Source organism: Marivivens niveibacter, from assembly GCF_002150005.2.
Lineage (GTDB): Bacteria > Pseudomonadota > Alphaproteobacteria > Rhodobacterales > Rhodobacteraceae > Marivivens > Marivivens niveibacter.
The window spans coordinates 535,577-558,831 of record NZ_MSPP01000003.1; the positions used below are offsets into that span (position 1 = coordinate 535,577).

The 23,255-nt window shown below is 55.3% G+C and carries 28 protein-coding genes and 2 tRNA genes; 13 read left to right on the top strand and 17 right to left on the bottom strand.

Annotation, left to right across the window (positions count from 1 at the left end; translation table 11 throughout):
* Positions 1-16: 16 nt before the first annotated feature.
* The 4 genes from hflK (at position 17) to BVC71_RS11460 (ending at position 3,809) form a co-directional block, all read left to right on the top strand.
* On the top strand, positions 17-1,171 hold the full coding sequence (gene hflK / locus BVC71_RS11445; protein WP_086451778.1) for an FtsH protease activity modulator HflK: 1,155 nt from the start codon (positions 17-19) through the stop codon (positions 1,169-1,171).
* Entirely contained in the window at positions 1,171-2,040 is an 870-nt protein-coding gene (gene hflC, locus BVC71_RS11450) for a protease modulator HflC (protein WP_086451779.1), read from the top strand. Before hflK ends, hflC begins: the two co-directional genes overlap by 1 nt.
* Positions 2,041-2,238 carry a DUF2065 domain-containing protein gene (locus BVC71_RS11455; RefSeq protein ID WP_086451780.1) on the top strand — a complete coding sequence of 66 codons (198 nt, stop codon included), beginning with the start codon at positions 2,041-2,043 and terminating at the stop codon, positions 2,236-2,238. It abuts the gene before it with no gap.
* 161 nt (positions 2,239-2,399) lie between these two features.
* A complete protein-coding gene (locus tag BVC71_RS11460; RefSeq protein WP_086451781.1) occupies positions 2,400-3,809 on the top strand; it encodes a Do family serine endopeptidase in 1,410 nt (469 codons plus the stop codon).
* 45 nt (positions 3,810-3,854) lie between these two features.
* Here BVC71_RS11460 and BVC71_RS11465 read toward each other — a convergent pair whose 3' ends face one another.
* A complete protein-coding gene (locus tag BVC71_RS11465) occupies positions 3,855-4,388 on the bottom strand; it encodes a peptidoglycan-binding domain-containing protein (RefSeq protein WP_086451782.1) in 534 nt (177 codons plus the stop codon).
* Between the two features lie 147 nt (positions 4,389-4,535).
* Here BVC71_RS11465 and BVC71_RS11470 point away from each other — a divergent pair, with 147 nt between their 5' ends.
* Together BVC71_RS11470 and BVC71_RS11475 are read left to right on the top strand one after the other, a co-directional pair.
* Positions 4,536-4,859, top strand: coding sequence for a 2Fe-2S iron-sulfur cluster-binding protein (locus BVC71_RS11470; protein ID WP_086451855.1), 324 nt, complete (start codon positions 4,536-4,538; stop codon positions 4,857-4,859).
* Complete coding sequence (locus BVC71_RS11475) at positions 4,859-5,554, top strand: FG-GAP repeat domain-containing protein (protein WP_133064526.1); 696 nt, start codon at positions 4,859-4,861, stop codon at positions 5,552-5,554. Before BVC71_RS11470 ends, BVC71_RS11475 begins: the two co-directional genes overlap by 1 nt.
* Here BVC71_RS11475 and cobS read toward each other — a convergent pair.
* Complete coding sequence (cobS, locus tag BVC71_RS11480; RefSeq protein ID WP_086451784.1) at positions 5,540-6,310, bottom strand: adenosylcobinamide-GDP ribazoletransferase; 771 nt, start codon at positions 6,308-6,310, stop codon at positions 5,540-5,542. The two genes, BVC71_RS11475 and cobS, sit on opposite strands and share 15 nt — an antisense overlap.
* 77 nt (positions 6,311-6,387) lie before the next feature.
* Between cobS and cobT the strand changes: the two genes are divergently transcribed.
* Positions 6,388-7,404, top strand: coding sequence for a nicotinate-nucleotide--dimethylbenzimidazole phosphoribosyltransferase (gene cobT, locus BVC71_RS11485; RefSeq protein WP_086451785.1), 1,017 nt, complete (start codon positions 6,388-6,390; stop codon positions 7,402-7,404).
* Here the strand turns inward: cobT and BVC71_RS11490 are convergent.
* Together BVC71_RS11490 and BVC71_RS11495 are read right to left on the bottom strand one after the other, a co-directional pair.
* Positions 7,401-9,341 (bottom strand): monovalent cation:proton antiporter-2 (CPA2) family protein, encoded by a 1,941-nt coding sequence (locus BVC71_RS11490; RefSeq protein WP_086451786.1) that lies wholly within the window; start codon positions 9,339-9,341, stop codon positions 7,401-7,403. The two genes, cobT and BVC71_RS11490, sit on opposite strands and share 4 nt — an antisense overlap.
* Positions 9,342-9,432: 91 nt before the next feature.
* Positions 9,433-11,670, bottom strand: a complete 2,238-nt coding sequence (locus BVC71_RS11495; RefSeq protein ID WP_086451787.1) for a hypothetical protein — start codon at positions 11,668-11,670, stop codon at positions 9,433-9,435.
* A 158-nt stretch (positions 11,671-11,828) separates the two neighbouring features.
* Between BVC71_RS11495 and BVC71_RS11500 the strand changes: the two genes are divergently transcribed.
* Positions 11,829-12,545 (top strand): SIMPL domain-containing protein, encoded by a 717-nt coding sequence (locus tag BVC71_RS11500; protein WP_165767765.1) that lies wholly within the window; start codon positions 11,829-11,831, stop codon positions 12,543-12,545.
* A 29-nt stretch (positions 12,546-12,574) separates the two neighbouring features.
* Here the strand turns inward: BVC71_RS11500 and BVC71_RS11505 are convergent, their stop codons facing one another.
* Both BVC71_RS11505 and BVC71_RS11510 read right to left on the bottom strand, forming a co-directional pair.
* Positions 12,575-13,564, bottom strand: a complete 990-nt coding sequence (locus BVC71_RS11505; RefSeq protein ID WP_086451789.1) for a hypothetical protein — start codon at positions 13,562-13,564, stop codon at positions 12,575-12,577.
* A gap of 150 nt (positions 13,565-13,714) precedes the next feature.
* Positions 13,715-13,798 (bottom strand) — tRNA-Tyr (locus tag BVC71_RS11510).
* A 142-nt stretch (positions 13,799-13,940) separates the two neighbouring features.
* Here BVC71_RS11510 and rlmB point away from each other — a divergent pair.
* On the top strand, positions 13,941-14,714 hold the full coding sequence (gene rlmB, locus BVC71_RS11515; RefSeq protein WP_086451790.1) for a 23S rRNA (guanosine(2251)-2'-O)-methyltransferase RlmB: 774 nt from the start codon (positions 13,941-13,943) through the stop codon (positions 14,712-14,714).
* A 210-nt stretch (positions 14,715-14,924) separates the two neighbouring features.
* A complete protein-coding gene (locus BVC71_RS11520) occupies positions 14,925-15,344 on the top strand; it encodes a CoA-binding protein (RefSeq protein ID WP_086451791.1) in 420 nt (139 codons plus the stop codon).
* Between the two features lie 76 nt (positions 15,345-15,420).
* Here the strand turns inward: BVC71_RS11520 and BVC71_RS11525 are convergent, their stop codons facing one another.
* Positions 15,421-15,732, bottom strand: a complete 312-nt coding sequence (locus BVC71_RS11525) for a phosphoribosyl-ATP diphosphatase (protein ID WP_205905973.1) — start codon at positions 15,730-15,732, stop codon at positions 15,421-15,423.
* Positions 15,729-16,487: an imidazole glycerol phosphate synthase subunit HisF gene (hisF, locus tag BVC71_RS11530; protein ID WP_086451793.1), complete on the bottom strand. Its 759-nt coding sequence runs from the start codon at positions 16,485-16,487 to the stop codon at positions 15,729-15,731. Before hisF ends, BVC71_RS11525 begins: the two co-directional genes overlap by 4 nt.
* A 73-nt stretch (positions 16,488-16,560) precedes the next feature.
* Here hisF and BVC71_RS11535 point away from each other — a divergent pair, with 73 nt between their 5' ends.
* A complete protein-coding gene (locus BVC71_RS11535; RefSeq protein ID WP_086451794.1) occupies positions 16,561-17,313 on the top strand; it encodes an SDR family NAD(P)-dependent oxidoreductase in 753 nt (250 codons plus the stop codon).
* Here BVC71_RS11535 and queF read toward each other — a convergent pair.
* The 4 genes from queF to queC are packed head-to-tail and all read right to left on the bottom strand — an operon-like array spanning position 17,310 to position 19,545.
* Entirely contained in the window at positions 17,310-17,774 is a 465-nt protein-coding gene (queF, locus tag BVC71_RS11540; protein WP_086451795.1) for a preQ(1) synthase, read from the bottom strand. The genes BVC71_RS11535 and queF overlap by 4 nt on opposite strands.
* Positions 17,775-17,786: 12 nt before the next feature.
* Positions 17,787-18,494 carry a 7-carboxy-7-deazaguanine synthase QueE gene (gene queE / locus BVC71_RS11545; RefSeq protein WP_086451796.1) on the bottom strand — a complete coding sequence of 236 codons (708 nt, stop codon included), beginning with the start codon at positions 18,492-18,494 and terminating at the stop codon, positions 17,787-17,789.
* Positions 18,491-18,844: a 6-carboxytetrahydropterin synthase QueD gene (gene queD, locus BVC71_RS11550; RefSeq protein ID WP_086451797.1), complete on the bottom strand. Its 354-nt coding sequence runs from the start codon at positions 18,842-18,844 to the stop codon at positions 18,491-18,493. The genes queE and queD overlap by 4 nt, the downstream gene beginning before the upstream one ends.
* A complete protein-coding gene (gene queC / locus BVC71_RS11555) occupies positions 18,844-19,545 on the bottom strand; it encodes a 7-cyano-7-deazaguanine synthase QueC (protein WP_086451798.1) in 702 nt (233 codons plus the stop codon). Before queC ends, queD begins: the two co-directional genes overlap by 1 nt.
* Before the next feature lie 185 nt (positions 19,546-19,730).
* Here queC and BVC71_RS11560 point away from each other — a divergent pair, with 185 nt between their 5' ends.
* The gene (locus tag BVC71_RS11560; protein WP_086451799.1) at positions 19,731-20,108 is read left to right on the top strand and encodes a hypothetical protein; all 378 of its coding nucleotides are present in this window, start codon (positions 19,731-19,733) and stop codon (positions 20,106-20,108) included.
* Positions 20,109-20,139: 31 nt separating this feature from the next.
* Here the strand turns inward: BVC71_RS11560 and hisA are convergent, their stop codons facing one another.
* Positions 20,140-20,862: a 1-(5-phosphoribosyl)-5-[(5-phosphoribosylamino)methylideneamino]imidazole-4-carboxamide isomerase gene (gene hisA, locus BVC71_RS11565; protein ID WP_086451800.1), complete on the bottom strand. Its 723-nt coding sequence runs from the start codon at positions 20,860-20,862 to the stop codon at positions 20,140-20,142.
* Between the two features lie 140 nt (positions 20,863-21,002).
* On the opposite strand from hisA, the gene BVC71_RS11570 reads away from it, so the two are divergent.
* Complete coding sequence (locus tag BVC71_RS11570) at positions 21,003-21,389, top strand: DUF2147 domain-containing protein (protein ID WP_086451801.1); 387 nt, start codon at positions 21,003-21,005, stop codon at positions 21,387-21,389.
* 41 nt (positions 21,390-21,430) lie between these two features.
* On the opposite strand, the gene BVC71_RS15370 is transcribed toward BVC71_RS11570, so the two are convergent.
* The 4 genes from BVC71_RS15370 to BVC71_RS11585 all read right to left on the bottom strand — a co-directional run bounded on the left by BVC71_RS15370 (position 21,431) and on the right by BVC71_RS11585 (position 23,255).
* Entirely contained in the window at positions 21,431-21,733 is a 303-nt protein-coding gene (locus BVC71_RS15370; RefSeq protein WP_133064527.1) for a hypothetical protein, read from the bottom strand.
* Between the two features lie 75 nt (positions 21,734-21,808).
* On the bottom strand, positions 21,809-22,450 hold the full coding sequence (gene hisH, locus BVC71_RS11575) for an imidazole glycerol phosphate synthase subunit HisH (protein ID WP_086451802.1): 642 nt from the start codon (positions 22,448-22,450) through the stop codon (positions 21,809-21,811).
* Complete coding sequence (hisB, locus tag BVC71_RS11580) at positions 22,447-23,034, bottom strand: imidazoleglycerol-phosphate dehydratase HisB (protein ID WP_086451803.1); 588 nt, start codon at positions 23,032-23,034, stop codon at positions 22,447-22,449. Before hisB ends, hisH begins: the two co-directional genes overlap by 4 nt.
* Positions 23,035-23,180: 146 nt before the next feature.
* Positions 23,181-23,255: transfer RNA gene (locus BVC71_RS11585), tRNA-Gly, on the bottom strand.

The following is a 23,255-nucleotide window of genomic DNA, read 5'->3' on the forward strand; positions in this document are numbered from 1 at the left end:
GGGAATATTACGGCGTATGGCTGGAAATAACGGAGGCCCTTGGGGCGGCGGCGGAAACAGAGGTGGCTCTGGCGGAAGCGGCAATGATGACCGCAATAATCGACCGAATAACGGCGGACCGCGTCGCCCCGGGGATAACCAAATCCCCGAAATCGATGAACTGCTGAACAAAGGCCGCGAACAGTTTCGCGTGCTGATGGGCGGCGGCAATGGTGGTAACGGCGGTAATTCGGGCGGCGGTCAAGGCCCTAGCCTGAACCGCAGCACCATTGGTCTGGCGGCGCTGGCAGCCGTTGGTCTGTGGGCCTACGCTTCGTTCTATACCGTGAAGCCTGAAGAACAGTCTGTTGAACTGTTCCTTGGTGAATTCAGCCAGATCGGCAACCCCGGTCTGAACTTTGCGCCTTGGCCGTTGGTTACGCGTGAAATCGTGGCGGTTTCGACCGAACGTAACATCGAAATCGGCACATCCAGTTCCGGCACGGACGCAGGTCTGATGCTGACGGGTGACGAAAACATCGTCGACATCGATTTCCAAGTTGTTTGGAACATCAATGATCCGCAGAAATACCTGTTCAACCTTGCTGACCCAGGCGCGACCATTGCGGCGGTGTCTGAATCGGCGATGCGCGAAATTATTGCGCAATCCGAACTGGCGCCGATCCTGAACGTTAGCCGCGAAGCCATCGCGCAGCAGCTGACCGATTTGGTTCAGACCACATTGGATAGCTATGACAGCGGTGTGAACATCATCCGTATCAACTTTGACCGAGCTGACCCGCCAGAACCCGTGATCGAAGCGTTCCGTTCGGTACAAGACGCCGAACAAGAACGCGATCGTGTTCAGTCGGTTGCTGATGCTTACGCAAACCGCGTTGTCGCAGAAGCCCGCGGTCAAGCCGAACAGATCCTGCAAGGTGCCGAAGCGTACCGCGCAGAAGTGGTCAACGCCGCAAAAGGTGACGCAAGCCGATTCACTTCGATTTTGCAGGAATATCAGGCAGCCCCTGACGTGACCCGCCGCCGTATGTATCTGGAGACTATGGAACAGGTTCTGGGCGGATCGGACATCACGATCCTTCAAGGCGAAGATGCGGGCGTCGTCCCGTACCTGCCGCTGCCAGAGGTGCGCCGCACCACAACTGACACTTCGAACGGAGGAGCAAACTGATGCGTTTTTCCGCTTTTGCTATCCCCGCTGTTGTTGCGCTGGGCGCGATTGGCCTATCGTCGCTGTTTATCGTTGATGAACGCGAAAAGGCGCTGGTTCTGCAGTTTGGTCAGATCGTCCGCGTGCAAGAGGAACCAGGACTGGGTTTCAAAATCCCATTCATCCAAGAGGTCGTTTCCTATGACGACCGAATCCTTAGCCGCGATATGGCCAGCCTAGAGGTCACAGCGTCCGATAACCGCCGCGTTGTAGTGGATGCCTTTGCCCGTTACCGCATCATGGATGTGGAAACGTTCCGCCGTGCGGTAGGTGCTGGCGGTGAACGTGCTGCTGCATCGCGTCTGGATTCGATCTTGCGCGCTGAAACCCGTCAGGTGCTGGGTTCGGTGACATCGAATGACATCCTGTCGTCTGACCGTGCCGCGCTGATGCTGCGTATCCGTAACGGCGCCATCGACGAGGCGCGCGCCTTAGGCCTGCAAATTATCGACGTGCGTTTGAAACGGACCGACCTGCCGCCAGAAAACTTGGCTGCGACATACGATCGTATGACAGCCGAACGTGAACGCGAAGCTGCCGACGAAATCGCCCGTGGTAACGAAGCTGCCCAGCGTATTCGCGCGACCGCAGATCGTCAACGGACTGAACTGGTGTCTGACGCCGAACGTCAGGCGCAGATCATCCGCGGTGAGGCTGACGCAGAACGCAACAACATTCTGGCCGAAGCCTATGGTGCTGATCCTGAATTCTTTGAATTCGAACGCACCATGAATGCCTATAGCCGCATGTTGGAAAATGGCCGCCCTGCGATGGTTCTGTCGCCAGACGGTGAATTCCTGCGTTACCTGAATTCGGCGACGGGTGAATAAATGCTTAACACCCTGATCTATTGTCTGGGTGTTGTGTGTGTTGTGGAGGGGCTGGCCTATGTGCTGGCCCCTTCGTTTGTGAAAAGACTGATGATGGCGTTCAATGAAATCCCGCGTCCGCAGCGGCGGTTGATTGGTGCGGTGATATTTTTAGCGGGTATTGTCCTGATCGGTGTTTCTACACAGCCTACACACTAACCTTCACAGCTGATTGAACGCGCCCAGCGAAGGGTTGTGTTCAGCAATTCGCTGTCTAATGTTTAAGGCATACTTACGTCCTGCCTGAAAGAGGAGAGGCCAACGTGAAATCCCAATCTGTTGCTATTGCCCGTGATAATCGTCGCGAAACAGGAATTGTAATGGCGCTGATGTTGTCGGCGATCATGGTTCTGATGTCTGCGCTAGGTGCTGCGGCCCAAGAGCGACCGACAAGTTTTGCCGATTTGGCAGAGAAAATTAGCCCCGCGGTGGTGAACATCACCACCACCACAGTCGTATCCACGAACGCCGGCCCTCAGGGCATGGTGCCCGAAGGTAGCCCATTCGAAGATTTCTTTCGCGATTTTCAGAACCAAGGCCCGCGTGAATCATCCGCGCTAGGGTCCGGTTTTGTTATTTCGGACGACGGTTATATCGTGACGAACAACCACGTCATCGAAGGCGCGGATGAAATCCTGATCGAATTTTTCCCAGGTGGCGGCACCCCAATGGAAGCTGAACTGGTCGGCACCGACCCGAACACTGACATTGCATTGCTAAAAGTCGACGCCACGGACCTGCCATTCGTTGAATTTGGCGACAGTGACACTGCGCGCGTTGGCGACTGGGTCATGGCGATGGGTAACCCTCTGGGCCAAGGTTTTTCGGTATCGGCTGGTATCGTTTCGGCTCGCAACCGTTCGCTGTCGGGCACCTATGATGACTATATCCAGACCGATGCCGCAATTAACCGCGGCAACTCAGGCGGTCCGCTGTTCAACATGGACGGTGACGTCGTCGGCGTGAACACCGCGATCCTTTCGCCAAACGGCGGTTCGATCGGTATTGGCTTTTCGATGGCGTCCAACGTTGTAACCAAAGTTGTCGATCAGCTGCGCGAATTCGGCGAAACCCGCCGTGGATGGTTGGGCGTACAGATCCAGGACGTTACCCCCGATATGGTCGACGGTATCGAAGGTCTGGACGTGGCAACTGGCGCTTTGGTCAATGCTGTACCTGATGGCCCTGCAAAAGACGCGGGCGTGATGGCTGGCGATGTGATCTTGTCGTTCGATGGTGCTGAAATTGAAAACACCCGTGAACTGGTTCAGATCGTGGCAGAGGCACCAGTAGGACAAGAGGTCATTCTGGACATCCTGCGCCGCGGTGAAACTGTTGATATCACCGTGACCTTGGGTCGCCGTGAAACCGCGCAGGCATCCATGCCAGGGAACGAAGCCCCGATGGAGCAAGAAGCCCCAGCTGCCGAAGAAACCGAACTGTTGGGCCTGACCCTGTCGGAAATCAGCAAATCGGTGATTGCGGAATATGGTCTGGCGCCAAACGCGACGGGTCTGGTCGTTCTGGACGTTGCGCCCCTGTCGGATGCCGATAGCAAAGGCCTGATGGCTGGCGACCTGATCACCCAAGTAAACCAACAGGACGTCAATTCCATCGCGGATTTCAGCGCGATTGTTGAAGAGGCCAAAGATGGCGGACGCAAATCCGTGCTGGTGTTTGTGAACCGCGAAGGCGTGAACCGCTTTATGTCGCTCAGCCTTGTGGAATAACCCCGCTACAATCAAACGAAAGGGCGCCCATTGCGGCGCCCTTTTTTATTCGATGATGCCTAATTGTTCGGGCGTCAGGGCGACCAATCCTAAAATGCGGGCGGTTTGAATGGCTAGCAGCGGGCTATCAATGTTGGTTTGTTGCTGTTGGTACAAACGCACCGCGCTTTTGGTATGGGCATCCAGAACACCCGTGATGCGGGCCTGATAATAGCCGCGCGTCGCTAATGCCCTCTGCAATGAAGCGATAAATTCCGGCGTCATCTGATCGGGGCAAACGGTTTCAAACAATACCTCACGTCGTTCGCGCAGGATCGTTTGGTTGGTGACCGTCTGATAGGTTGCTTGTTGTATCACAGTCCCATCCGCACCAACGATTTCGGGGCCAGTCTGCAGCTGGTTGGTTTCTGTGTTCGTCAGGGCAGGGGTCACATCGCGCCCGTAGCAATTGCCATAAAAATCGCGTTCAATATCGGCGGCAATAAATTCGGGTGGATTGGAATAGGGCACATCATATCCGGTCGTGCATGCCGTTAGCATCACGCCCCATAGGGTGACGGAAATGATCTGCCTCTGCATTAGGCTGCTCTGCCCATATTGTTTTTTATTTTCTATCGCATTTTTCTGCCCATCGCGCAAATTTTATGGTTTCTGGTCAATGTAAACTGGAACGGTGGTGCCGAACCGCCTAAATATGCGCAAAAGTCAGAGATAAGAGGGCGGACAATGGCCAAAATCACCTATGTCGAATTTAACGGCACCGAACACACCGTAGACGTAAAACCTGGCATGACCGTCATGGAAGGCGCGCGCGACAACGGCATTCCGGGAATCGAAGCAGACTGCGGCGGCGCTTGTGCCTGTTCGACCTGCCACGTCTATGTACCTGCCGATTGGTCCGCCAAAATCCCATCGATGGAACCAATGGAAGAGGACATGCTGGATTTCGCCTATGAGGTAAAACCAGACCAGTCGCGCCTGTCGTGCCAGATCAAAGTGACAGACGATCTGGATGGCCTAAAGGTGAACCTACCAGAGCGTCAAATCTAATGCGGCTTTGGCCTCTTTTAGCGCTGCTGCCCATGGCAGCATGTGCCGAACCCATCGCGTGGTTCGAGGGGCCAACCGATTACTACGGCCACGGCGCTGTTGCGGACGGTGAATACAGCACCTTGCGGTATCAATCCGGTGTCTTCGATGAAGCGATCCGTTTGCAAAACGCTGTATTCGAAGACACGCACCCGCGTCTGGTCGATATGAATGGCGACGACCTGTTGGATGTCGTGACCGTCGTGTCCGATCATGAGGACGGTGCGAAGATCACGGTTTTCGGCATGAACCAAGGCCGTTTTGAAACCTTTGCGATGGGCACGCCGACGGGCCGGAAAAACCGCTGGTACGCCATCGCGGGCATTGCGGATTTTGATAACGACGGCAACCCAGAGGTCGCCTATGTCGACCGCCCGCATCTGGCGAAAATCCTACGGTTCGAAGAATTCGTTCAGGATGGCGCGAATTGGCACGTCACGATCGAGGCCGAAGTGCAGGGTCTGACCAACCATCACTATGGATCCCCCATAATCGAAGGCGGCGTGCGGGCCTGCGGCCAGCCCGAAGTGGTGACCGCAGATGCGGATTGGCAGCGGATTATGATCACCCGCTATCACGGTACAGGCTATGTCACCCGCGATGCGGGGCCATATACTGGCCCCGATAGTTTGCAGGCTGTGTTACACTGCAATTGACGCCAGAACGCCTAAAATTGTGATTTCGGCCAATTGTTGGGTCGCACCTAAAATATCACCCGTTTGCCCACCGATTTTGGTTTGTGCGATCCACATCGCTTTGATCGTGGCCAAGCCGACAAAGATAAAGATCGGAATGATCATCCAGCCTGTGATCAAAGTGGTAACGGCAAGACCGATGACAATCGCTGTTGCGACTGCCTGACGATCTGGGTGACCGACCGAACGGGCCAGACCACCGGCGCGTGCGAACTGCAATTTGTTCATTAGGATCGTCATTGGCACGCGTGATAGGACAGCGGCCGCAATAACGGCGCACCACATCCAGCCTGCCTCTATCAATGTGGTCAGGGCCACCCAGCGGACAATCAGCGACAGACCCAAGGCCAAAACGCCGTAGGTACCTATGTGGCTGTCTTTCATGATCTCTAGTCGTTTTTCGCGGTTCCAACCGCCCCACAGACCATCGGCGCTATCGGCTAGCCCGTCTTCGTGCATCGCACCTGTAAGTATGATCTGCGCGGTAAGAACGACGGCGGCGACCAAACCGACAGGCAGTCCGAACCATGACCAGATGGACGCGATCACCGAAACGATAATGCCGATAATTAGCCCCGCGATTGGATAGGCCCAAACAGCCTGACTGCTGCGTTCGCCCGCACGATCGTGATCAATCGGTAGGGGAATGCGGCTAAGCAAGGCTAGCGCGGTGTACACATCGTGTAATTCGTAGCGTCCTTTGACGGAATTTGGCATCACTGCGACCTTTCTGACCTTTCATTCTTTGATACGAGGGGTATGCAAGGAAAACTAAAAACGCAACGAGGACTGAAATGACTGCGCCTTTTTCGACAATAGATGGTTTTCGCGACCTACTTGGGGCCATGCCATCTGTAAACCAAACGGCTGTTAACGGCGCTGCTGAACGTAATGGTCAGTTGACCAAACCCCCTGGTGCGTTGGGCCGGTTAGAGGACCTTGCGAGCTGGTACGCAGGATGGCGGGGAAATCCGCGTCCTGAACTGACTGCGCCTCAAGTGATCATCTTTGCGGGCAACCACGGCGTTTGTGCACGCGGCGTTTCTGCATTCCCAGCCGAAGTGACCCATCAGATGGTCGCGAATTTCGAACACGGCGGGGCGGCGATTAACCAGTTGTCCAAAGCGTTCGGTGCCTCCATGTCTGTTGTGCCGTTGGATTTGGACACGCCCACCGCAGATTTCACTCAAGCGCCCGCAATGACCGACGATGAACTGATTGCGGCATTGGCGGCTGGCTGGACATCTGTCGATCCTTCGGCAGACCTGTTGGTGGTCGGCGAAATGGGCATCGGGAACACGACGGCGGCAGCAGCGATTTCGGCGGCGATCTATGGCGGCGATGCAAGCAGTTGGACAGGTCGCGGTACTGGCGTTGATGATGACGGCCTAGCACGCAAAACCGAAGCTGTGGAATTGGCGCTGGAACGTCATGCCGATTTGCTCGACGATCCTTTGGCCGTTTTGGGCGCAATGGGCGGGCGCGAATTGGCGGCGATGGCTGGCGCGATTGCAGCCGCACGTCACCATTCGATCCCTGTCATTTTGGACGGCTTTATCTGCACAGCATCCGCCGCGGTACTAGAGGCCGTGCAGAAAGGCGCATTAGACCACTGCGTTGCGGGCCACGTCAGCGCAGAAAACGCGCATATCCGTTTGCTGGTTCAGTTGGACAAAGAACCGCTGCTGAAACTAGGCCTGCGTCTAGGCGAAGGATCGGGCGCCGCATTGGCGATCGGCATTCTGAAAGGTGCGGTAGCCTGTCATTCGGGCATGTCGACCTTTGCCGAAGCAGGCGTGAGCGACGGTTAATCGTCGCCCTCATCCCCCTTTTTCAGTAGGGCGCTGTCGCTTTGGCGGCGCCCTAATCCCAGATTGCCGCGTTTTTCGACCTCGCGCTGGGCGTCTTCACGGGATGCCAAAGACAGCTCTAGGTCAGAGTTCAATTCACGCGCCCGTTTGAGATAGGCTTCGTTTTGGGCGCTAGGAATATCCGCGCGCCAAAGATCGGCCAGTTCTTTCATCGTGCCTCGGTCGTGGTGATAGAACATAGTCTCGGCCTCTGCGGCCTCGTATTCGCTCATCCCCAGATTTTCCAACGCATAACGCCCCGCACGCAGCGAACTGTCGAACAATTCGCGCACGATGTCATTCGCGCCAGCGGCATAGAGTTCGTAGACGTGTTGGCGATCCCGCGCACGCGCGACGATGTGAATGTCAGGGCGCAGCTTGCGGGCGTATTTCACCAGCGTGGTGGCTTTGTCTTTGCCATCGACGGCGACGACCAGAACCTTGGCTTTGTCGATCCCGGCGGCCTTTAGCAGATCAGGGCGCGTTGGGTCGCCAAAGAACCCTTTGAACCCAAATTTGCGCATCGTCTGAACGGTTTCTAGGTTCGCATCCAATACAACCGTGCTGAAACCAGCCGATTGGACAAGACGATTCACAATCTGCCCGAACCGCCCAATTCCCGCGATAATCACGGTGCCTGTTTCGTCAATTTCGTCGGCTGGCGTGTCGTCGGATTTGCCCGATTTTTTGCGGCGATGTTCGTAGTAAATGAACAGCAGGGGCGTGATCAGCATCGACAACGCGATGATCAACAACAGCTTTTGTCCCAAGGCAGGGGACAATCCACCCAGACCCAAGGCAAAGGAAATCAGCACGAACCCGAATTCACCTGCCTGACCCAAGCTGAGCGTGAACAGCCAGCGGTCATTTGCAGGCAGCCGCCACAGACGGGCCAGTACATACAAGATACCACATTTGACAGCGATCATCAGCACTGTCAGCGCGACGATACGGAATGGATCGGCAAAGAACGCGGCGAAATCGAAACCCGCGCCAACGGTGATGAAAAACAGGCCCAATAGCAGGCCCTTGAACGGTTCAAGGTCGCTTTCCAATTCATGGCGGAATTCGCTGTTGGCCAATACCACGCCCGCTAGGAATGTACCTAGTGCAGGCGACAGGCCGACCATTTCCATTAGGACCGCAATGGACACGACCATTAGTAGCGCAAGCGCCGTGTACATCTCACGCAGCTTGGCCTGATGGATATAGCGGAATACGGGACGCGTTAGGAAAACGCCGACCAGAATGATTGCGATGACAGCCGCCAATGTCACCAATGTCACACCCCAGCCTGGCAGACCCTCAACCAGCGAAAAACTACCGTGGTGTTCTTCGATCGGGTTCAGGTTAATTGACCCGTCTGGCATAAAGCTCATTGGGGTGGCTGTAACCAGCAGTGGCAGCACGGCCAACATGGGGATCACTGCAATATCTTGGGTCAACAGAACGCTGAAGACATTGCGCCCGCCTTGGGTCTGCACCAGTCCCTTTTCCGATAGGGTTTGCAGAACGATTGCCGTCGACGATAACGCGAGGATCATACCAATTGCGATAGAATCCTGAAGCGTTTCATTCATCATGTAGGACAGCCACGTAATCGCTGCCATCGATAGGACAACCTGCGCACCGCCAAGGCCCAAGAGTTTGTGCCGCATTTTCCAAAGAGTTTTGGGCTCTAGCTCTAGACCGATCAGGAACAGCATCATCACAACGCCGAATTCAGCGAAATGTTGGATGTCTTTTGATTCAGATCCGACAAGCCCAAAGATCGGGCCAATGACAATACCGGCTAACAAATAGCCCAGTACCGAACCTAACCCCAATCTGGATGCCAAAGGCACCGCAATGACGGCTGCACCTAGATAAATTGTCGCCTGAAATAGAAAACTTTCCATTGTCCCTGTCGATTCGTACGCATTTCTTCTTATCCTCCATTAGATGGGGCTAATTCGAAAATATGCCACAGGGAAAAACGGGTTTAGACCGTCAAGGCATGTCCAGAGTGATCACACGCCCGCGTTTTGAATAATTGAGAGACCGTTCACTGATGGCGGTCACCTGACCACCGTCAAGGCTATCACCGACGCGGACGCTTTGGACGCTGCCATTACGGAAACGAACGATCGCGGTTCTGTTAGAGCTGCTGCCGGAAATCCCAATAAGGGCGACCTGACGCAAACTGATGACGTTGCGGTCGGTCGCTGCTGTGGCGACGCTGTTCGGAACAGGCCCAGTTGGCTGAACAACAGCATTTCGCGCCGTGGGGGCGACGGTGTTTGCGTCGTCCGTGCGCGATACCACACGATCGAAATTCCGCGGACGAACGGGCGGCACAGGCGATTGTTCGACAGCTTGGGGCGTTGCGTTTTCGACCGGCACGCGGGGTGCAGCAGATGCGACTGCGGCTGCGATTGCCGCAACATCCGCCTGAGGGATGACAACGGATTCTTGGATTGCTGCCGCTGCGCTTTCTTCCACCGCCGCAGGGCGCAGGCGCGGACGCAGGCCAGCCAGTTCATTTGCAGTAAAGCCGCCGAGCGCGTCCCTTTCGATCTGTTCTGCCAGCCCATCGGGCCGCGCCGTTGGCCTCACAGAAGACAGCGCGACACCGCTGCTGGTGGTCAGGGTGCTACCGTCTGGGATGGTGCCTTGGGCTTCGGGCTCTGTTTCAAAGGGCCGGTTTGGTGCAACAGGGGATGGGCGACCAGCATATACTACGACACCCGATGGCAGCACCGTACCTTCGACGGTTGCCGCGATGAAACCGCGTGCGTCACGCTGAAATTCAGTCCCCGGAGTTGGGGGTGATAAAGGCGAAATATAGGACAGATCGGGTTGCATTGCCGCGATATTTGGCAATGCAACCGCATCTGTCCCAAAGGTCACCGGATCAATCGCAGCGATCGTCACGCTATCCGATGTTTCGGGCTGCGGGATGTAGGCAAAGGCCGGGGATTTTTGCCATACACCTGTCGCTGCATACAGGCGTTGTGCCTCGGCCGGTGACATGACTTGGCCAGTTGGTAGATCCGTTGGCGGCAGCAATGTTCCGTTTTCGGCCAATAGCGTGTCCATGACCGGATCGGGTTCAGACATTTCCACGTCTTCGATGAGGTCGGCCAGCATTTCATCGGTTTCGGTTGGCAGGTCTTCGTCAACCAGATCAACCTCTGTCACCACGATGTCGCTGTCGTTTGATCCGCCCCATAGGCGCGACACGTCAAAATCAGCGACCGAAGCCCAAACCGCGACCGCCGCCATAAAGGCAATCAAAAGCCCCATCAGGATCAACAATAAGAATCGCGGTTTCTTTCGTTGGTCGTCTATCGCGACTTGCACTTTGGAAGCTGCGTCGGCCGTTTTGGTTTCCGGTTTCGGCGGCTTAGGCGCAATCACAGGTTCGGGCGGCGTAACTGGCGCTGCGATGGTTGGCGTTACAACGGCGGCTGGAGCGTCGGATGGAACGATGGACGAAATGCGCGATTGCACCGTCGATACCGTAGGCGCAATCGCCGAAAATTCTGGCAGCTTTGGCCCATCTTTGGGCGCGCTTGTTTCAAAAAGAACCACATCATCTGCGGGTTCAGCGGGCGGTGCTGGTGGCGGCGCAAGTGGAACGGAAATGTCGGAAAAATCTGTTTCCGGTTCGGATGGTTCATCTTGCGGTTCGGGTTCATTCACAGCTGTTTGCAGGTCTGCAATGCCGATAACCGCAACGGCCTGTGTTTCGCGCTCTGCCGAAATATTTTGTGTTTCAGCCAGTTTTGAACGGCCAAAGAAAGGTTCGCCAATGAACGTTCCCGCTGTCGGAACAGCGGCAAAAGATAGAGGAGAGAACCGGTATTCGTTTGCGAAATCTTCGGCCTCTTGCAAGGTGTCGTGGGCGACTGCTGCTACATAGGTGCGGTCATTGTCACGGCTATAATCATAGGCCAGTTCGGATGCACGATACGGTGTTTCGGCCTCTAGCGCGGCTTCGATTTCATCGATCCCAGCCTGTGGGTCGTCCAAAGTCATGTATTTGATCTGGTCGTTCGGGATCAATAGTTTCGACCAAATGGGGCTACTGTCCAAAATGACAGCGGCATCCAGCATTTTGTTCAATTCATTTGGTAATTCAGGATTGTCGAGCGCAGTTTCCGACACAAGCAACCACCCGTCCGGCGCCCGTTTCAGAAAACGGATACCTTCGTGTGATAGTGAAAGCGCAAAATTCGATAGCATAAACCGGCACTAGCATGATTTCATTAGGCGTGGAATGTAGCGACACGTTCCGACCGCGGCTATAGCAACTTCCCGCCCATAGACAAAATGTGTTTTCGCAAACGCGCGTAAATAGGCGACAACCTTTCCAAATGCATTCGATCCGAAAGGTGATTTCGATGACCCCTAATTTTATCCGCGCAGCCATGATTGCCACGGCTCTATGTGCCTCCGTACCTGTTTTTGCACAAACAGTGACGCAGCCAACGATTATTGTCACAGGAGAGGCAGAGGTCACGGCCCCCGCAGATATGGCAACAGTGACATTGGGTGTGCGCCACGATGCGCCTACCTCGGCCGAGGCGATGGATGCAGCAAGTATGGGCATGCAAAACGTATTGGCCACGCTAGAAGCCGCCGCCGTTGCCCCCGGTGGTATTCAAACGGGCCGCGTTAATCTGATCCCGCAATATGGGCGCACGATGACGGGGCAGATCGATTACGAAAAGATCGAATCCTTCACTGCAACGGTTCAGATCAGTTTTGAATCCCATGATTTGCCGCGTTTGGGTGGGCTGATTTCCGATTTGATCGCGGCGGGGGCAAATACGGTCAATGGTGTCAACTTTGGCCTAAGCCACCCTGACCAGCTGACAGACGAAGCACGCACATTGGCCGTGGCGGATGCGCGTCATCGCGCAGAGGTGTACGCGCAGGCGGCAGGCCAAGACGTTGGAGCGGTTCTGATGATCATCGAAACAGCGGGGGGCGGATACCAGCCCATGTTCGCAATGGCAGAGGCGCGAATGGGCGGACCTGAAATGGATGTGCCTTTGGCGCCTGGATCTATTTCGGTGAACGCATCCATAACGATGCATTTTGCCATCGCTGAATAATGAAAAGGCCCGCAATTTGCGGGCCTTTGTTATCGCATCCAGAAACCGTTGGATTTGATCCGATTTCTGATCTGTTTTTCGCGGCGTGGTAGGTCGTTCTGATCAAACAGCTCGCGCACTTTTTTACCGCGGCCTTGATACACCATTCGTTTGATCGGTTCGTATTGTTTCAGAACCTTTTTCACCTTGTTCGGGGCGGCAACGGTTTCCAGTGCATTCACAACGTGATCCGATTCACGGGCATATAGCATCGGGAACAGGCGATAATGGCAGGACACGTTCCCATCCAGCCCGTCCAATTCTGGACCCGGACGTCCGCCGCCGAACGAATGAATGACAAGCGGTAAAACGATTTGATCTAGCCATGGATCGATTGACTGAACAACCATTTCTTCGGGACGATCATCGCGGACCTGCACGGCCCAGTCTGTGAACCGTTTTCCGAATTCTGCGGGGTCTTTGTAGAAAAACCAGCCAGCATTGAAATACAGATATCGCTGCCAGTATTCGTCGGGTTTGCTCAGGTCCAAGCTGGATTCGAATTCCAACCCGAATTTGTCATACAGCGATTTCCAAATCTCTGTATAACCAGGCCAGTACAGCTCTTCTTCGGGCCAAGTGCCTTCGCGGCGCATGGATGCGGCGGGTTTGTCGAAATCAAACGGGACTTTGGTGATGTCGCCCGTGATTAACGTGTCCGTGTCAAAAAAAACAAAAGGTTCGCCAGCGGGCAGGGCGCTGATCGCCTCGATTTTGTTGCCGTATGGGTAATAGGCGCCAAAATGACGGTTTTCAAAAGGTAGGATCGTCGCGCCCAGTTCGGCCAACGCCTCTTTTACTGGTGTCGGCATGCGCGGATCGTTTGGCCAGCGATCGTTGGGTTGGGGTTCCGCGACATATAACGTGCCGCTGAATTTCGGCGAATAATGCCGAAGAGAGGCTGCAAACAAAACAGCCTCGTAGCCTAATCTCCCAGATTGGCCGATAATCAAAATATTAAATTTTTGCTTTTTGCTCATGGCGTTATGTTTGTTGCCTGCACGATATAATATCGCAGACTATAACAGCGTATCGACCAGACAAAACCCATAGGCTGACAGATGGCGGAAAAACGCAGAATAAAGCACACATGATCAATGTGTGACCACCAGTTCCGTAATGTGAGGAAGTGGTGGGCGACCCTGGAATCGAACCAGGCATGGGTCTCCCCGGCGGAGTTACAGTCCGCTGCCGCACCTTGCAGCACGTCGCCCAAACGAAGCGTTGTTTCGTTCGTGAGGGGGTGAATATGGCGAACCCGCTGGGGCGTCAACAGGAAAATCGCACTTTTTTACGCCACTTGTGCTGACGGCCCTTTTCGCGCATTGAAGGGACGTCATTTAAGGAAAGCCTGTCATGAAAAAACCAAAGTGGGTGGTCGAAAAAGAAAAAGCCAAACGTGCGGCAGCAGCCGAAACCGTCTGGCTGTTCGGTCTGCATGCGGTGCGTGATGCGCTGATGAATCCGGCGCGGGAAAAATTGCGCTTGGTTGTTACCAAAAACGCTTTTGACAAGCTTGAAGACGCAATCAATCAAAGCGGTGTGGACCCCGAAATTGTGGATCCCCGTAAATTTGACGTGCCGATTGATGCGCAATCGGTCCACCAGGGCGCAGCGTTAGAGGTAAAGCCGCTCAATTGGGGCGACTTGAAAGACGTTGCGCTAAACGGCGGTGTTGATCCCGCACGTATTATTTTGCTGGACCGCGTGACGGACCCGCACAACGTGGGCGCAATTTTGCGATCGGCCGAAGTTTTTGGTGCCCGCGCAGTGATTGCGGTTCAACGGCATAGCGCTCCTGAAACAGGTGCCTTGGCCAAAACCGCAAGTGGCGCGTTGGAACGTCAACCTTATCTGCGGATTCGCAATCTGGCCGACACAATGGAAGAGTTGAAAGAGCTGGGATATATCGTGTTGGGCCTTGCCGGCGAAGCCGAGCAGACCATCGAACAGGCGTTAGAGGGCCGCAAAGATCGCCCCGTTGCGTTGGTTCTGGGCGCTGAAGGGCCTGGTTTGCGAGATAAAACACGCGATACATGCGATGCATTGGTGCGTATCGATTTCGCGGGTGGTTTTGGATCATTGAACGTGTCTAACGCCGCTGCGGTTGCGCTATACGCGTCGCGTTAGGCTGGGGCGCCTGCGCCTGCGGCGACACCCGCCCACCCAGCCAACGCTGATCACGAAATCATGAGCGGGGGTTTTCGTGACAAAATTCGCACCTATTTCATTTCGTGAGGCAAGGCACTGGAACTGTCTTGCAATTACTCACTGTCCCTCGTTCCATTCCTACGCCCGAGTGAGAAAATCCTCGGGCGTTTTTTTATGTAGAGAAAAGCAATGATTTATAGCGATGATACTTTGAAGGATATTTTTGCGAACGTGAAAACTATTTCGTTGGTGGGCGCGTCGGCCAAGCCCGAGCGTCCGTCGCATCAGGTGATGGCGTTTTTACAAAGCAAAGGGTTTCGCGTTATTCCGGTGAACCCCGGTTTGGAAGGGCAAGAGTTGTTGGGTGAACGCGTTTTTGCGGACGTATCGGCCATTGAAGGACAAGTCGACATGATCGACATCTTTCGCAATTCGGACGCGGTGCCCGAAATTACGGATGCTGCGCTGAACGCATTTCCAAAACTAAAGGTGATCTGGATGCAGTTGGGTGTGACACATTCCGCGGCGGCAGAAAAAGCCGAGGCCGAGGGTGTTATCGTCATTCAGGATCGTTGCCCGAAAATCGAAATAAACCGTTTGGGTTTGTAAAAATGGGCGGCATTTGCCGCCCGTACGTTTTGTTGTTGATCTGAATAGGGGCGTATTGCCCATCAGTTTTTGCGCGTTAGCCGCGGGATGCTTTTTCTGCGATGCCTGATTGGCCGGTGCGTTTGTCCAATTCGGCTTCGATATCTGACAGGGTGATATCGCGGGCCGCGCACATGACCAGCAGGTGGTACAGGCTGTCGGCTGCTTCGCCTATCAGTTTTTCTCGGTCGCCTTTGACGGCTTCGATGATCGCCTCTACTGCCTCTTCACCGAATTTTTCGGCGCATTTTTCAGGGCCTTTGGCGAATAGTTTCGCGGTCCACGAACTGTCAGGATCAGCCGTTTTGCGCGACTGGATCGTTTTATCTAGATCATACAGCGACATCAGAGCCTCATTGGGATGCCAGCATCCGCCATGTATTGTTTGGCTTCGCCGATGGTGTAGGTGCCAAAGTGGAAGATGGATGCCGCCAGAACAGCCGATGCGCCGCCTTCGGTCACGCCTTCGACAAGGTGGTCCAGATTGCCAACGCCGCCCGATGCGATCACGGGGATGTCGACAGCGTCCGAAATGGCTTTGGTCAGGGGCAGGTTAAAGCCCGCTTTGGTCCCGTCGCGGTCCATCGATGTTAGCAGGATTTCACCAGCGCCTTTTTCCATCGCGGTGATGGCGAATTCAACGGCGTCAATGCCTGTTGGTTTGCGCCCGCCGTGGGTGAAAATTTCCCAGCGGCCCTGTTCAACCGTTTTGGCGTCTATTGCGCAAACGATGCATTGCGATCCGAAACGCATTGCTGCGTCGGTCAGCACATTCGGGTCCGCTACAGCGGCCGAATTGAACGATACCTTGTCCGCGCCAGCCAACAGCAAAGCGCGCACGTCTTCGTGGGTGCGCACGCCGCCGCCAACGGTCAGGGGCATGAAACAAGCCTCGGCCGTGCGGGTAACCAGATCGAACATCGTGCCACGGTTTTCATGGGTTGCATGAATGTCCAGAAAACACAGTTCGTCTGCGCCAGCAGCATCATAGGCTTTGGCGGCTTCGACAGGATCGCCAGCATCAACAAGGCCAACGAAATTGACGCCTTTGACAACGCGGCCGTCGGCTACATCTAGGCAAGGTATGATACGGGTCTTTAGCATGGGGCCTGAATACGCGGGGAAAGGTTGCTGGGCAAGCGATCCTTCGCGCAAGATATGAAAAAGGGAGGCAGTTATGAATTTCGCAAACTATCCAAGCCTAAAGGACAAAGTTGTCTATATCACTGGCGGCGCGTCGGGCATTGGCGCCGAGATGGTACGCGCCTTTGCGCAGCAGGGCGCCCGCGTTGGATTTGTGGATCGCGATGTGGATGCGGCGATAGCGCTGATTGATGATGTTGATGGCGATGTCACCTTTGCCGATGCGGATCTGACGGATATCGACGCACTGCGCGGGGCTCTAGACGCGCTGAAATCCGAAGTCGGGCCAGCGGATGTGTTAGTCAACAACGCCGCCCGCGATGATCGCCATAATTGGCGAGAGGTGACGCCCGAATACTGGGATGAACGTCAGGCCACGAATCTGCGCCATATGTTTTTCGCCATTCAGGCAGTCGCCGATGACATGATCGAAAAGGGCGCGGGATCGATCATCAACATGGGGTCTAACAGTTGGTGGGAATCCGCTGGTGGCATGCCGTCTTACACAACGGCGAAATCGGCGGTGCATGGATTGACGCGCGGGATGGCGCGCGATCTGGGTCAACACCGTATTCGCGTGAACACGGTTGTCCCTGGGTGGATCATGACCGACCGCCAGAAACAGCTGTGGGCCACGCCCGAGGCGTTAGAGGCGCACCGTGCGAACCAATGCCTGCCCGATCTGATCGAACCGGTCTATGTTGCTCGCATGGTGCTGTTTTTGGCGTCGGACGATGCCGCGATGTGCACCGCCCAGAATTTCTTTGTCGAGGCAGGGTCGGTTTAACCGCGGCCACGGTAGGGCGGTACGCCTTGATCGGGGATCCAAACGCCGGCGGGCATTTCGCCCGTCTGCCAAAAGACGTCGATCGGGATGCCGCCGCGTGGGTACCAGTATCCGCCAATGCGCAGCCATTTCGGGTCAAGGAATTCGACCAGACGGCGGGCGATTGAAATGGTGCAATCTTCGTGGAATGCGCCGTGGTTGCGGAACGATCCCAAAAACAGTTTCAGGGATTTCGATTCCACCAGCCATTCGCTCGGCACGTAGTCGATGCACAGATGCGCGAAATCGGGCTGGCCGGTCATCGGGCACAGCGACGTGAATTCAGGCGCGGTAAAGCGCACGTTGTATTCGATATCTGCCTGAGGGTTCTGAACGCGTTCCAGAACGGCTTCTTCTGGGGATTGGGGCACGACCGTCGCGCCGCCCAGTTGTTGCAGGTTGCTATAGATGCTGTCAGTCATGTCAGTTTCCTTTCAAACGCCGCGTTTATTGCCCCAGATCAGGACATGTAGCTGCGGCAGGATACGGGGCGCGAACCAATTGTCGCCCATTGTTTTTTCAGTGAGCCATAGCAGGCGATCCGCCAGCCCTTGGGGATCGACGGGCACGTCTGGATCAACCTCGGGGTTGCCGGGTTGTAGGTACAGCGCCATGTCGGGATAGCGTGCGTGCGCATCTTTGGCCCATGCGTAATCGGTGTCGTCGAAAATGACGATCTTCATCACGGTTTGGCCTGCTGATTGGCCTGCCGTAACGCAGGCATCGAACGCGTCCCAATCCACGGTTTCGCCGCTGCTGGGCGGTTTTGGCGACAGAACCAGAGTGTCCAAGTCGCCGAACCATGGTTTTGCCAACGACCCTTGGGTTTCGCAGGCGAATTTGTAGCCTTCGGATTTGCCGCGCGCGATGACGCCGCTGAAATCCTGAATAGCGGGGTTGCCGCCCGAAATGGAAATCGTCAGGGGCGTGCCGCCCGTCAGCGCGGTCACCTGATCCCAAACCTGATCGTCGGACAAGGGTTTCCACGTGTGGCGAAATTCGCTGTCTACAGCATGAAGGCTATCGCACCAGCTGCACCGATAATCACAGCCACCCGCGCGGATGAACACGGTCGGTTCCCCGATCAGGGCGCCTTCGCCTTGGATCGTGGGGCCGAAAATTTCGACGATGCGCAGGGTCATGGACGGTACTCTGCCCATGTTTTCGGGGTTTCCGATACCTTAACTGCAGACGTTTCAGGCCAGCGCGCTTTGCACCAGTCATAGAAATGTTTCGCCATGTTTTCGGCGGTCGAATACCCTTCCATCACGTCGTTCAGGTGACGGTGATCGAAATTGTCGTCGATATAGGACTTGAGCGGTTTGAGCTCGTGGTAATCGCGCACAAACCCGTCGCTGTTCAGTTCGGCCCCCGACAGTTCCACAACGACGATATAGTTGTGCCCATGCAGACGGGCACATTGGTGATCATCGGGCAGGTGGGTCAATTGGTGAGAGGCCGAAAAATGGAACTCTTTGCTGATGCGAAACATCAGGCGTTCCCCCGTTCGGCAATCGCTTGTTTCCAATAGTCGGGATCGTCGTAAACCGTTGGGTCGGTGACGCCGGCCAGATCGAATGCCTCGCGGCGTTCAACGCAGGTGCCGCAGCGGCCGCAGTGGTTTTCGCCGCCTTTGTAGCACGACCAAGTATCCGCGAACGGCGTGTTCACTGCCGCGCCTGCGGTCACGATGTCAGCTTTGGACCCGTGCACAAATGGCGTGTACAGCGTCACGTCTGCATATCCGTCCAATGCGGCCTTTTGCATGGCGTTGAACGATTCTGTGAACGCGGGGCGGCAGTCTGGATAGATGAAATGGTCGCCGCCATGAACGGCGGTTGCCACGGCGTCATCCTGATTGGCCGCAGCAATCCCGAATGCAATCGTCAGCATGATCGCGTTCCGGTTCGGCACCACGGTGATACGCATGGTTTCTTCGGCATAGTGACCGTCTGGCACGTCGATATCATCCGTTAACGCAGACCCCGTTAGGGTCGCGCCGATATTGCGCATATCGATGACAGTGTGCGGCACGTTCAGCGCCTGCGCCGCGCGCGCGGCATAGTCGATTTCTTTGGCGTGGCGCTGACCGTAGTCAAACGACACAAGGCGGGTCAGAGTATTCTCAGCCGCGACTTTGTAGGCAAGCGAAACAGAATCCAGCCCGCCCGAGCAGATAACGATAGTCTTCATAATGTGTCCCTTGTTTTGATGACCGGGTAGGCTGCGACCGGTTGAGGGCCTGATAGACCCGCATAGTTTTTACCGCAAGGAAAAATCATGAAACGCAAAGGTATTGAAAGCTTGTCTTAGGCTATTGAATAAAATTAGCGTGTGTAGCATGGTTTCCTGCAATCTATGGAGGAAATTTACAAAAAATGTTTAGACAAACTGCCTTTGTTATCGCAGCAGCGATCGGTCTTGCCGCATGTATGGGGCCAACATTGCCTGCGGATGATCCGCGTCAGATCGCCCTGGTTAAAGGCGAGTGCGAAATTTATTTTGCTGCTGAACGCCAACTTGGTCAGGCTGGCACTTCGCTGACCCAAGGTTGCGATCCATCTTATGCGTCGTCGACTGCGGATATTGCGGGTACTTACGGTTACCCAGAAAATGGCGGCACTGCTTATAGTGAAACGTTGTACCGCCGCATGATCGCACGTGGCATGCCCAATGAAATGGCTATGCAGATTTCCAAATCCAAAGCGTTCTGGGATTTGGTCGCGCTGCAAACTCAAATCTATTCGACACTTTGAGATAAATAAGAGGCCGAAAGGCCTCTTATTATTATGATTTCAGAACACTCAGGGCCTCGGCCAGATCAATCGCGCCATCATATAGCGCACGGCCCGAAATCGCGCCGTTCAGCGCCGCACCACAGTTTTTCAGATTGTGCAGATCGTCCAACGACGACACACCGCCCGAAGCAATCACAGGGATGGATACCGCGTTTGCCAGCTCTGCCGTTGCTTCGACGTTCGGGCCCTGCATCGCGCCGTCACGGTTGATGTCGGTATAGATGATCGCCGAAACGCCCGCGTCTTCGAAGGATTTCGCCAGGTCGATCACCATAACATCGGTTTCTTCGGCCCAACCTTTGGTCGCGACGCGGCCATTGCGTGCGTCGATGCCAACAGCCACGTGACCTGCGAATTCTTTGCATGCCTCGCGCACCAGATCAGGGTTTTCGACAGCAACGGTGCCTAGGATCACGCGCGACAGACCTTTGTCCAACCAACGTTCGATCGTCGCCATGTCGCGGATACCGCCGCCTAACTGAGCAGGCACTTTGCATTGCTTTAGGATTTCTTCGACAGGGGCTGCGTTCACAGGTTCGCCCGCAAATGCGCCGTTCAGGTCCACAAGATGCAGCCATTCGCAGCCCGCATTCACAAATTCTAACGCTTGCGCGGCTGGGTTTTCGTTGAAAACGGTCGCCTGATCCATTTCGCCTTTGTACAGGCGAACCGCGTTACCATCTTTTAAATCAATCGCAGGATATAGGATCATCTGGGCACCTTTGTTGTCTGGTTGCCGCCCTTATGCACGGGCAGGGGGCAATTGCAACAAAGTGGACCCCGACCCAACGTCAATGTTGCGCGGAATCAGACAAGAAGCGCAGGATAAATTCAAAGAAATGGGAGGATTTCATGAAAAAACTACTACTTGGTGCTGCATTCGCTGTTCTGTCCGCTGGCGCGGCAATTGCTGACCCGCTCGAAGGAAACTGGCGCACGGCTGCTGATGATAATGGCAATTCGGGTCTGATCACTGTGGAGCCTTGCGGCGCTGCGCTGTGCGGAACGCTGGTAAAAGCTTTCGATGCCTCTGGTGCTGAAATCGCAACGGAAAATGTGGGGCGCCAGTTGATCTGGGACACCACCGCAAATGGCGACGGCACCTATTCGGGCAAAGTCTATTCGCCAGATCGCGATAAAACCTACAATTCGAAACTGGTCCTTTCGGGTAACAGCCTGTCAGTATCAGGCTGTGTTTTGGGTATCTGCCGCGAAGGTGGCGTCTGGACCCGCAACTAAAAACGATAAAGGGGCGCAATCAGCGCCCCTTTGCAATTTAATTATTTGCCCTGGTGCGTTAGCGCTTCGGCGGCGGCTAGGTCGCTGACCAATGTGATGTCTGCGACTTCGGCCATGCGGACGGACAGTGCCCTGAAATCTGGATGGTGCATGGCGCGTTCGCTATTATCTGCCGACCATTCCAGCGTTTCAATCATCGTGCGTTGATCTGACCAGCGCTGCTCAGATCGGTCTGTGACGTACCCTAGTCTGCGTAATATAGGCAGCCGACTTTGGGAAAGTTCATGCATTCGGGCGCGCATGCCCGGTCGTGCGCGGTATACCGCGATCTCTATATGTTGCATTGATCTCCTCCTGCTAGTGCAACGTAGCAGTTTAGAAGATTCGTTCCAAATAGCCGTTCCGCAGGTGCAGAAAGATCAGGGTTTCCAGCGCAGGAAATTGGCGATGATCCGCAGGCCGGTGGCTTGGGATTTTTCGGGGTGGAATTGAGCGCCGACGATGTTGTCACGACCGACCAAAGCGGTGATGTCACCTGCATAATCCACGTGGGCAATGCGGTGGGCAGGGTTGGCCACTTTCATCTGATACGAGTGTACGAAATACGCGTGATCACCTGATTGGACGCCGTCCATAATGGGGTGCGGATTGTCGATCACCAAATCGTTCCAGCCCATATGCGGGATCTTCAGGGACTTATCCGATGGGGCGATTTTGACAATCTCGCCACCGATCCAATCGAACCCTGCGGTTTCTTCGTATTCGTGCCCAACGGTTGCCAGCATCTGCATGCCGACGCAGATACCCATGAATGGTTTCCCATCCTTTTCAACGGCTTGGGTGATCGCTTCGGCCAACCCGCCCGCGTTAGACAGGGCCGCACGGCAATGCGGGAACGCGCCGTCACCAGGCAGAACGATGCGATCTGCCTTGGCAACGACGTCAGGTTCTGTGGTCACGACAACAGTGCCGGTGCCGACTTCGGCGGCCATACGTTCGAACGCTTTATGCGCCGAATGTAGGTTGCCGCCGTCGTAATCGACTAGCGCGATCAGGCTCATAGTGCACCTTTGGTCGATGGCAGGCTGTTCGCCATACGCGGGTCTGTTTCCACGGCCATGCGCAGCGCTTTGGCGACCGCTTTGAACGCGGCTTCGGCGATGTGGTGGCTGTTGACGCCGTGTACCAAATCGATGTGCAGCGTGATGCCGCCATGCAGCGATAGGGCCTGAAAAAATTCACGCACAAGTTCAGTGTCAAAAGTGCCAATCTTCTCTGCGGTGAAGGGGCAATTCCAGACAAGGAACGAACGGCCCGACAGATCCAGTGCTGCGCGTACCTGCGTGTCGTCCATCGCCAGCGCAAAGTGGCCGTAACGGTTGATACCTTTTTTGTCGCCCAACGCTTTGACCAATGCCTGACCGATGGCGATACCCGTGTCTTCGACGGTGTGGTGATCGTCGATGTGGTAATCGCCTTTGGCGCGGATTGTCATATCGATCAGCGAATGGCGCGACAGCTGATCCAGCATGTGGTCAAAGAAACCAACGCCGGTTTGGTTGTCGTATTTGCCGGTGCCATCAAGGTTCAGTTCAACCTCGATTGACGTCTCGTGTGTGTTACGCGTGATCGATGCGGTGCGCATGGGGCCTCCGATTAAAGTCACGGCTTTATAGGCGGGAGGGCAGGGTAGGCCAAGCCGCGAAAATAACGCGGCGACATTCGGTTGTTAGGCTGCATCAGTCACAAACAAAAAAGGCGTCCCGAAGGACGCCGTTTTTTGTTACTTACTGGAGCGGGCGAGGCGATTCGAACGCCCGACCCTAACCTTGGCAAGGTTATGCTCTACCCCTGAGCTACGCCCGC

What these genes read in the sequence shown, in the direction of transcription:
- cobS (WP_086451784.1), bottom strand. Translation starts at nt 6,310, where the DNA reads ATGCCAAATTCCGTCAAAGGACGCTACGAATTACACGATGTGTACACC.
- BVC71_RS11495 (WP_086451787.1), bottom strand. Translation starts at nt 11,670, where the DNA reads ATGCTATCGAATTTTGCGCTTTCACTATCACACGAAGGTATCCGTTTT.
- BVC71_RS11520 (WP_086451791.1), top strand. Translation starts at nt 14,925, where the DNA reads ATGATTTATAGCGATGATACTTTGAAGGATATTTTTGCGAACGTGAAA.
- hisA (WP_086451800.1), bottom strand. Translation starts at nt 20,862, where the DNA reads ATGATCCTATATCCTGCGATTGATTTAAAAGATGGTAACGCGGTTCGC.
- hisF (WP_086451793.1), bottom strand. Translation starts at nt 16,487, where the DNA reads ATGCTAAAGACCCGTATCATACCTTGCCTAGATGTAGCCGACGGCCGC.
- queE (WP_086451796.1), bottom strand. Translation starts at nt 18,494, where the DNA reads ATGACCCTGCGCATCGTCGAAATTTTCGGCCCCACGATCCAAGGCGAA.
- BVC71_RS11465 (WP_086451782.1), bottom strand. Translation starts at nt 4,388, where the DNA reads ATGCAGAGGCAGATCATTTCCGTCACCCTATGGGGCGTGATGCTAACG.
- hisB (WP_086451803.1), bottom strand. Translation starts at nt 23,034, where the DNA reads ATGCGCACCGCATCGATCACGCGTAACACACACGAGACGTCAATCGAG.
- BVC71_RS11475 (WP_133064526.1), top strand. Translation starts at nt 4,859, where the DNA reads ATGCGGCTTTGGCCTCTTTTAGCGCTGCTGCCCATGGCAGCATGTGCC.
- cobT (WP_086451785.1), top strand. Translation starts at nt 6,388, where the DNA reads ATGACTGCGCCTTTTTCGACAATAGATGGTTTTCGCGACCTACTTGGG.
- rlmB (WP_086451790.1), top strand. Translation starts at nt 13,941, where the DNA reads ATGAAAAAACCAAAGTGGGTGGTCGAAAAAGAAAAAGCCAAACGTGCG.
- BVC71_RS11490 (WP_086451786.1), bottom strand. Translation starts at nt 9,341, where the DNA reads ATGGAAAGTTTTCTATTTCAGGCGACAATTTATCTAGGTGCAGCCGTC.
- BVC71_RS11560 (WP_086451799.1), top strand. Translation starts at nt 19,731, where the DNA reads ATGTTTAGACAAACTGCCTTTGTTATCGCAGCAGCGATCGGTCTTGCC.
- queC (WP_086451798.1), bottom strand. Translation starts at nt 19,545, where the DNA reads ATGAAGACTATCGTTATCTGCTCGGGCGGGCTGGATTCTGTTTCGCTT.
- BVC71_RS11535 (WP_086451794.1), top strand. Translation starts at nt 16,561, where the DNA reads ATGAATTTCGCAAACTATCCAAGCCTAAAGGACAAAGTTGTCTATATC.
- BVC71_RS11505 (WP_086451789.1), bottom strand. Translation starts at nt 13,564, where the DNA reads ATGAGCAAAAAGCAAAAATTTAATATTTTGATTATCGGCCAATCTGGG.
- BVC71_RS11570 (WP_086451801.1), top strand. Translation starts at nt 21,003, where the DNA reads ATGAAAAAACTACTACTTGGTGCTGCATTCGCTGTTCTGTCCGCTGGC.
- BVC71_RS11470 (WP_086451855.1), top strand. Translation starts at nt 4,536, where the DNA reads ATGGCCAAAATCACCTATGTCGAATTTAACGGCACCGAACACACCGTA.
- BVC71_RS15370 (WP_133064527.1), bottom strand. Translation starts at nt 21,733, where the DNA reads ATGCAACATATAGAGATCGCGGTATACCGCGCACGACCGGGCATGCGC.
- queD (WP_086451797.1), bottom strand. Translation starts at nt 18,844, where the DNA reads ATGTTTCGCATCAGCAAAGAGTTCCATTTTTCGGCCTCTCACCAATTG.
- hisH (WP_086451802.1), bottom strand. Translation starts at nt 22,450, where the DNA reads ATGAGCCTGATCGCGCTAGTCGATTACGACGGCGGCAACCTACATTCG.
- BVC71_RS11460 (WP_086451781.1), top strand. Translation starts at nt 2,400, where the DNA reads ATGGCGCTGATGTTGTCGGCGATCATGGTTCTGATGTCTGCGCTAGGT.
- queF (WP_086451795.1), bottom strand. Translation starts at nt 17,774, where the DNA reads ATGACTGACAGCATCTATAGCAACCTGCAACAACTGGGCGGCGCGACG.
- BVC71_RS11455 (WP_086451780.1), top strand. Translation starts at nt 2,041, where the DNA reads ATGCTTAACACCCTGATCTATTGTCTGGGTGTTGTGTGTGTTGTGGAG.
- hflC (WP_086451779.1), top strand. Translation starts at nt 1,171, where the DNA reads ATGCGTTTTTCCGCTTTTGCTATCCCCGCTGTTGTTGCGCTGGGCGCG.
- hflK (WP_086451778.1), top strand. Translation starts at nt 17, where the DNA reads ATGGCTGGAAATAACGGAGGCCCTTGGGGCGGCGGCGGAAACAGAGGT.
- BVC71_RS11500 (WP_165767765.1), top strand. Translation starts at nt 11,829, where the DNA reads ATGACCCCTAATTTTATCCGCGCAGCCATGATTGCCACGGCTCTATGT.